Genomic DNA, 7,660 nt, shown 5'->3' on the forward strand with positions numbered 1-7,660 from the left:
GATCAGAGGCTTTAGTCAAGCATGATTTTGGCGGGCAAACAGTCTGGCGCGCAAATCCATTGCGCTTTGCAGAGGAATATCGACAATCCTTAACGGAGCGATTGTTGATCCGCCGGCGATACCGATGGTGACCGTCGCCAGGTCCAGCGGATGGTCAAGCGGTGACTGGCTGACATCGACGCTTTGAACTTTGCGGAGTAACAATATGGTCAGCCTGCGGCGCCACCAGCCGGAACGGACATATAATTGGCTGTGGTTCAAGGCATATTGGTGATGCTTCCAGTTGAGAAAGAGGACCGGGATGATCGGAACGGCCAGCAGGACGATTGCGAAAAACCCGTCATGGACGAAATATCCAGCACCCAGGGCGATGCCTGTAAGCGCCAGCCCGATTATGACCGCGCGGCGCCACCAGAAGGCCGGGTTGACTGGCTGAAATGCGAGATCGGGCGAGGCCGGGCGAACCGCGCAATCCACCAATATTGGTTCGATCTCGGCGAGGTTTGCACAGGGGGCCGCGCTATGGTCCGTTTCGCCGCTGGCATCTCCAGCCAGCGACGTAAATTTCAAATGGTACCAGCCGAAATGTTCGCGAACCGGACCGGTCTGCAATATCGCCGCCTGAACGCGATGGATCGGCATCACCATGTCGGTCAGGGTGAAGAGACCGCGCCGTCGCCGGAATCCGGGCTGACCGCTGTCGGCCCGGTCGAGACGGAATGCATATTCGCGGACGAATGTCCGGACGATCCCGCTGACCAGGCCGATTATGACCAGTGACAGGATTGCAGCCAGTGCCCCGCCGACCCGCACCCACGCACTCAGATTGTCGATCGCTTCCCGTTCTGGCAATGCGTCGAGCCAGGTGCGCGGATCGAAAAAACCGTCGGGTAATAGAAAATCCAGATTCTGCGCGAGGGCCCCCAAAATTGCCAGCAGGACGAAGGAGAAGTTGAACAGTCCGGCGATGAATATGCGGCGGTTGTCCATTGTAAAAAGGGGCGGCGCATCTGCTGCGACGGACTGGTCATCCGAAAGTGGAACTGCGGCGCTCAATCCGGCTTTATAGTCGCGTATCCTGTCTCGCAGCTGCTCTGCATCCGACCGTGCAAGCGCATTCAACTGCCCATCTTCGCCGCCTCCGGATCCGGTTTCCAGCGCGACAGTGGCAAGGCCGAGCAGGCGGCTGACCAGCTTCTGTTCGAGACTGACATCCTGAATCCGGTCAAACGGGATCGAGCGGTTGTTGCGATTGAGCAGGCCGCTCTTGATGCGGATTTCCCGTTCCGTGACCTGATAGGTGAAACGCGACCAGATCAGCGCCGTCACCCCGACCACCAGTGCAATCAGCGCTACCGCGGCGAGCGTGGTATGGGCGACATTCTGATCGAACAGGCTGAAATGGAGGACGATGATCGCGATGATATTCCGGCCCAGCATCGACAATGATTTCAGGATGATGCTGAGCGGGTGCAGCCGCCGGAAGGGCACCTCTTCCTGAACCAGTGATTGTGCCGCTTCGTCGTTCATATCATGTCTTGGCGAATATGGCCCTTGATCGTCTCGCGCATCGCTTCGGCATCGGCCGTGGCGAGGCCGGGCAGGATGACGATACTGTTATGCGTTCCCGCCGTGTGCACGATCAATGTGGAAAGTTCGAACAATCGCTGCAGCGGTCCCTGCGCCACGTCGATATGCTGGATACGGTTGAACGGGACAATCGTGTCGGTGCGCCAGAGAAATCCGCGCAGCACACGCAATTGCTCGTCGCCCATGTCATAGCCCCAGCGGCGATAGACCCGACCAGGCAGGACAAAGGCTTGCACAGCAGCCAGAAGCGCCGCCGGAACGAGTAGCATGCCCGGTTGAACCTCGATCTGAACCCAAAGCAATATTTCGCCCGCAAGTCCCAGCACCAGCAGGATCAATGCACGAAGCGCCATGTTGATCCGGATCAGACTTTTTTGAGACGGATCGAGCGGTGTCAGGCCTTGATTGTAGTGCCGCGACGGCTCGTCCGAACCCTTTTCCACCGGAACTGCTTGGGGTGTTTGCTCATCCATTCGGGGCGTTGTGAACCAACCGTATCACGGATGCAAGACGGCTTGACCAGTTCCCGTGCTATACCGATCTCACCAGCGATTCGAACACCAGAAAAGGAAATTGCCATGGACGATCATGTCTACAAAATCACCGAAGTTGTCGGCAGCTCATCGAAGAGTATCGAGGACGCAATTGAAAAAGCGGTCGCCAGGACCGCGGAGACGGTCAAGGATCTTGGCTGGTTTGAAGTCACCGACACCCGCGGACATATCGTCGACGGCAAGGTCGCCCATTATCAGGTGTCATTGCGAATCGGTTTCACCCACCATTCTACGGCCTGATATCTAGATTATTGCTGTCTGTCGGTTCCTGCAGTTTGTTGCTCTCGCCGGTCTACTATGTTGCTAGGCTAGCCAACCAGTGCCCGTGAGGTGAAAGCTCCGGCGCAAATTATCGCGCCAGTGCGGTTTCGGCCTGCTCGAGCAACACCTGGATAATATCGGCCACAGATTCTTCCGCTTTGACCATGCCGACCGACTGTCCGGCCATCACGCTGCCATATTCGATATCGCCGTCAATCACCGCCTTGCGCAGCGCTCCTGCCCAGAAATGCTCGATCTGCAACTGCGCTTCACCCATTTCAATTTCGCCGGAGTCGAGCAGCTTGGCAACCTCGATCTGTTTGCGGGTAAATTCTTCCGTGCCCTTGTTCTTCAGCGCCCGCACCGGGATCACCGGCAGACGCGGATCGACCTGGACGCTGGTGATCGCATCACGGGCATTGCCACGGATGAAGGCTTTTTTGAACGCCGGATGGGCGATCGATTCATGGGCACAGACAAAGCGGGTCCCGAGCTGGACGCCGCTGGCCCCCATCTCGAGATAGGCCGCGATCATCTCGCCCGTGGCAATTCCACCGGCCACAAAGACCGGTACCTGGCTGGCAATTTCTGGCAGTATCTCCTGGGCCAGGACGGAAGTGGACACCGGGCCGATATGACCGCCCGCCTCCATGCCTTCGATAACAATCGCGTCGACACCCGAACGGATGAATTTTTTGGCCAGCGCCATGGCGGGGGCGAAGCAAATCACCTTGGCCCCGGTTTCCTTGATCGCTTCGAGGCTGCCCTTGGGCGGAATTCCGCCCGCCAGCACAACATGAGTGACCGCATGCTTCCCGCAGACGTCAATCAGAGCCATCAAATCAGGGTGCATGGTGATCAGATTGACACCGAACGGCTTGTCGGTGCGTTTCCTGGTCTCTGCAATTTCGGTGTCGAGCAAGTCCGGCGTCATCGCGCCGCAGGCAATCACGCCAAAGCCGCCGGCGTTGGAAATCGCGCTGACCAGATTGCGCTCCGATACCCAGGACATCGCCCCGCACATGATAGCGGTTTCGCAGCCGAGGAAATCGGTGCCGCGCTGCATGAGATGTTCGGTCTTGGACTGGGTCATATTGTGTTTTCCTTGGCATTCCCGCCCTTCAGGGAAGGGAAAGGGGTGCGTGATGAGGAGGCCGGTTCGCTACCACGACCCGAATTTCGCGAATAAGGAGAGTTCCCCGATCCGTGTGCAGGAGTAGGGGCTGTTCTTCAAGCCGCGTCGTCTGCATCAAGGCCATAAGCCGTATGCAGTACCCGCAGCGCAAGTTCGGTATAATCTTCCTCAATCAGCACGCTGACCTTGATTTCCGACGTGGTGATCGCCTGAATATTGACGCCGCGATCCGCCAGCGCCCGGAACATGGTGGAGGCAATCCCGGCATGGCTCTTCATGCCCACGCCGACGACCGATATTTTGGCGACATTGGTGTCGGGGATCAGGCGGTTGAAGCCGATTTTTTGCTGTGCGCCCTCCAATACCTGCATTGCCTTGTCGAGATCGACGCTCGGCACCGTGAAGGTCACGTCGGTTTCGCCTTTCTCGCGGCCGACATTCTGAATGATCATGTCGACATTGATCGCGGCATCGGCAAGCGGCGCGAAAATGTCCGCCACCGCACCCGGTTTGTCCGGGACGCGGGTCAGTGTGATCTTCGCTTCGTTCTTGTCATGGGCGATGCCGGTTATCAGCTGCCGTTCCATATCCTCTATCTCCATTTCGTCTTCGCCGACAATCATCGTGCCGGGCAGGTCGTCGGCGGTCCAGTTGGTGGTTTCATCGGTGAAGGACGACAGCACCTGGATGCGCACGCCTTCCTTCATCGCCAGCCCGACCGAGCGGGTCTGCAATACTTTTGCGCCGACGCTCGCCAGTTCGAGCATTTCCTCAAACGTGACCTTTTTCAGTTTCCGTGCCCGGGTCACGATGCGCGGGTCGGTGGTATAGACGCCATCGACGTCGGTATAGATATCGCAGCGATCCGCCTTGACCGCTGCGGCTATCGCGACCGCGCTGGTGTCGGACCCGCCGCGCCCCAATGTCGTGATCCGGCCATCCTCGCTCAATCCCTGAAAGCCGGGGATGATTGCAATCTGGCCGCTCGCCATGGCTGTGGTCAGCTTTTCGGCATCTATCGAATCGATTCTTGCCTTGCTGTGCGATTCCATGGTGCGAACCGGCATTTGCCATCCAAGCCAGCTCCGCGCATTCGCCCCGAGCGATTGTAGCGCAATCGCCAGAAGGCCCGACGTCACCTGCTCGCCGGAGGACACGACCACGTCATATTCAGCCGCATCATAGAGCGAGCTGGCTTCGCGACAAAAATTGACCAGACGGTCGGTATCGCCTGCCATCGCAGATACGACCACTGCCACTTCATGACCCGCGTCAGCCTGCTGTTTGACGATCTGCGCCACCCGGCGGATACGTTCAATACCGGCCATCGACGTGCCGCCAAATTTCATCACTATGCGCGCCATATTGCGGTTGAAAAAACTTTCGTCAAAAAGGGCCTGAACAGGATCGAAAATCCTGATAAAGAGGGGGCATGACAAAGGCAAGTAGCAGCACGATCAACCCCGGCGAAGCCGCGCATTTTGGCGCGCTTGCTGCGGACTGGTGGGACCCGAAGGGCTCTTCGGCCATGCTCCACCGGCTCAATCCCGTACGATTGCGTTATATTCGGGACGCGATCGACCTCCAATTCCACCGTGACAGTAGCCTGCTGAAACCGCTTGCCGGAAAAAAGGCGCTCGACGTCGGTTGCGGCGCCGGACTGCTTTGCGAACCGCTGGCGAGGCTTGGCGCACTTGTAACCGGCCTCGACGCGGCTCCGGAGAATATCGCGGTGGCCAGGGCTCATGCCGGGCCGCAAGGACTGGATATCGAGTATCGCAACCAAGCGATCGAGGATTTTGACGGGACGGGTTTTGATCTGGTGACCTCGCTGGAGGTGCTCGAACATGTCGATGATCCGCGGGCCTTTGTTGCCGGTCTGGCGAACGCCATGGCCGACGACGGCCTGATGGTAGTCTCGACTCCCAATCGCACTGCCCTGTCGAAATTCCTGCTCGTAGAGTTGGCCGAGCGGACCGGGCAAATCCCGCGCGGGACCCATCATCACGAACAATTTATCACCCCGGAAGAACTGGAGAAGCTGCTCAATGATGCGGGTCTCCAGGTCATTGACACACGCGGCCTGTCCTACGGTCCGGCCAGTGGCTTTGCGTTGTCAGACAATCTGGCGCTCAACTATCTGATGACGGTGGTCAAGGCCTGATGGCCAGTACCGACGCCCGTATCGATGCCTATATCGAAAAGGCTGCGGATTTTGCCAAACCGATACTGAAACATCTGCGCGCGCTGGTCCATCAAGCCTGCCCCGATGTCGAGGAAGCGGTGAAATGGAGCATGCCTTTCTTCACCCTGGGCGGCAAAAATCTCGCAAATATGGCAGCGTTCAAGGAACATGCGGCTTTTGGTTTCTGGGAAGGTCTCGGGATAGAAACGCCCAGGGCAGGCGAAGCCATGGGGCATTTCGGCAAGATCAAATCGGTTGACGATTTGCCGGACGCGGATGAACTTGTCACCATGATCCGTTCGGCTGCCCGGCAAATGGGTGCGGCAAAAGCCGTGCCCGAAAAAGCAAAGCCCAGGCCGGTGACGGTGCCGCCAATGCCCGAAGATTTTGCAGCAGCCATCGCCGCCGTTCCTGACGCACAGGAAACCTATGTCAGATTTTCACCCGGCTATCAGCGGGACTATATCGATTGGGTTACTGACGCGAAGCGGGCGGAAACACGACTCAAGCGTATCGCCACAGCCGTCGAATGGATCGCCGAGGGCAAGGATCGCAACTGGAAATATCGCTAGAAGTCGACCTTTTCATAATGGACCGGCGGGGCGATCACTTCCATCCGTTCGGATAGCAATGGCCGGAACGAAGGCCGCGATTTGAACATCGCATACCAGGCCTTGGTCTGTTCGTGTCCGGCCCAGTCGATCGCGCCGAGATAGTCTGCGACCGAAATTTGTGCTGCTGCGGCAAGATCGGCGAGGCTCATCGTCGCCCCGGCCAGCCAGCTGCGGTGATCGATCAGATAGTCGATATAGTCAAGATGGACATTCGCCCGGCGCATCGCGTCGCGCAAGACCTTGGCATCGGGCGGTTCGCGCCGGACCAGCCTCTTGTGCATCCGCTCGTGCATCATCGGCGCGGTGACATCACCGTAAAATTGTTCGTCAAACCAGGCCACCAGCCGCCGGATCTCGGCGCGGTTTACCGCTGTGCCGTTGATCATCGGAACCTTTTCGACGGTTTCCTCGATATATTCGCAAATGGCGATGCTATCGACCAGATGGATATCGCGCTCGCTATGTTTCATCACCGGCGTCCGGCCGGTCGGGTTCATCGACAGAAATTCGTCGCGCTGATCCCACGGCGATTCGCGGATAAGCTCATAGCCAACCGATTTCTCGCCCAGCAGCAAGCGGACTTTGCGTGAAAACGGACATAGAGGGAACTGGTACAACTGCCACATGGGCACCGCTTAATCCCGAATGGACGCGGGGGGAAGAGACTTGATGTTCTTGTGAGCGAATTTTACCCGTGTTCTCCAGAGGGTGCGTCTAGCCGGCCTGATAAATCGCCAGCCGGTTGCCGGACGGATCCAGGCACTCGAAACGCCTTCCGCCTGGAAAGGCGAAAACCTCCCTGACGATTTCGCCGCCCGCCGCCCTGACCTGTGCCAGCGATGCTTCGAGATCATCGCTCTCGAAGGTCGGCATCGGCGCAACCGGTTCGGCGCCGGCAGCCAATCCGATTTGCACCGGTCCGCCTTCGACGGCGGCATATTCCGGACCATAATCGGTGAAGGCAAAACCAAAGGCTTTCTCGTAAAACGCCTTGCTGGCGGGTAGATCACCGGCCTTCATTTCGAGGTAATTCGGGGTGATTTTGGGCATGATTCCGGTTCCCTTCGATAATGCATGTGATGGTCTGTGTGATAGAAAACCGCCCAATCCGGCAAGACCGAACCATGCCAGAATTCGACGCCGATCTGTCACTCGGCTGCTTCAATCACTTCCTTGTCCGACAGCGGATGTTCGATCCGGCTGACCATTTCCTTGGGACAGACCTGCCAGAACCGGTCTCGCCAGCGATCCCAGTCGCGCAGGATCGATTCGGACCAGCGGCTATCGGTGGTCTTTTGATGGCGCTGGATCAGAGACAGCA

The 7,660-nt window shown here is 58.2% G+C and carries 9 protein-coding genes; 3 read left to right on the forward strand and 6 right to left on the reverse strand.

Features of this window, described 5'->3' with window-relative positions:
• Positions 1–15 precede the first annotated feature (15 nt).
• Positions 16–1,530 carry a PH domain-containing protein gene (locus WBM93_RS12000; RefSeq protein WP_424432099.1) on the reverse strand — a complete coding sequence of 505 codons (1,515 nt, stop codon included), beginning with the start codon at positions 1,528–1,530 and terminating at the stop codon, positions 16–18.
• Entirely contained in the window at positions 1,527–2,033 is a 507-nt protein-coding gene (locus tag WBM93_RS12005; RefSeq protein ID WP_424432100.1) for a PH domain-containing protein, read from the reverse strand. Before WBM93_RS12005 ends, WBM93_RS12000 begins: the two co-directional genes overlap by 4 nt.
• 135 nt (positions 2,034–2,168) lie before the next feature.
• Between WBM93_RS12005 and WBM93_RS12010 the strand changes: the two genes are divergently transcribed.
• The gene (locus WBM93_RS12010; protein ID WP_424432101.1) at positions 2,169–2,384 is read left to right on the forward strand and encodes a dodecin; all 216 of its coding nucleotides are present in this window, start codon (positions 2,169–2,171) and stop codon (positions 2,382–2,384) included.
• A 109-nt stretch (positions 2,385–2,493) separates the two neighbouring features.
• On the opposite strand, the gene WBM93_RS12015 is transcribed toward WBM93_RS12010, so the two are convergent.
• Both WBM93_RS12015 and WBM93_RS12020 read right to left on the reverse strand, forming a co-directional pair.
• Entirely contained in the window at positions 2,494–3,498 is a 1,005-nt protein-coding gene (locus WBM93_RS12015) for an NAD(P)H-dependent flavin oxidoreductase (protein WP_424432102.1), read from the reverse strand.
• 137 nt (positions 3,499–3,635) lie between these two features.
• On the reverse strand, positions 3,636–4,904 hold the full coding sequence (locus WBM93_RS12020; protein ID WP_424432103.1) for an aspartate kinase: 1,269 nt from the start codon (positions 4,902–4,904) through the stop codon (positions 3,636–3,638).
• 68 nt (positions 4,905–4,972) lie between these two features.
• Between WBM93_RS12020 and ubiG the strand changes: the two genes are divergently transcribed.
• Positions 4,973–5,704, forward strand: a complete 732-nt coding sequence (ubiG, locus tag WBM93_RS12025) for a bifunctional 2-polyprenyl-6-hydroxyphenol methylase/3-demethylubiquinol 3-O-methyltransferase UbiG (RefSeq protein WP_424432104.1) — start codon at positions 4,973–4,975, stop codon at positions 5,702–5,704.
• On the forward strand, positions 5,704–6,297 hold the full coding sequence (locus WBM93_RS12030) for a YdeI/OmpD-associated family protein (RefSeq protein ID WP_424432105.1): 594 nt from the start codon (positions 5,704–5,706) through the stop codon (positions 6,295–6,297). The genes ubiG and WBM93_RS12030 overlap by 1 nt, the downstream gene beginning before the upstream one ends.
• On the opposite strand, the gene WBM93_RS12035 is transcribed toward WBM93_RS12030, so the two are convergent.
• Together WBM93_RS12035 and WBM93_RS12040 are read right to left on the reverse strand one after the other, a co-directional pair.
• Complete coding sequence (locus WBM93_RS12035; RefSeq protein ID WP_424432111.1) at positions 6,294–6,965, reverse strand: glutathione S-transferase family protein; 672 nt, start codon at positions 6,963–6,965, stop codon at positions 6,294–6,296. The genes WBM93_RS12030 and WBM93_RS12035 overlap by 4 nt on opposite strands.
• 88 nt (positions 6,966–7,053) lie before the next feature.
• Positions 7,054–7,389 carry a VOC family protein gene (locus WBM93_RS12040; protein ID WP_424432106.1) on the reverse strand — a complete coding sequence of 112 codons (336 nt, stop codon included), beginning with the start codon at positions 7,387–7,389 and terminating at the stop codon, positions 7,054–7,056.
• Positions 7,390–7,660: the final 271 nt, after the last annotated feature.

The sequence above is a fragment of the Parasphingorhabdus sp. genome, assembly GCF_049667325.1.
Classification (GTDB): Bacteria; Pseudomonadota; Alphaproteobacteria; order Sphingomonadales; family Sphingomonadaceae; genus Parasphingorhabdus.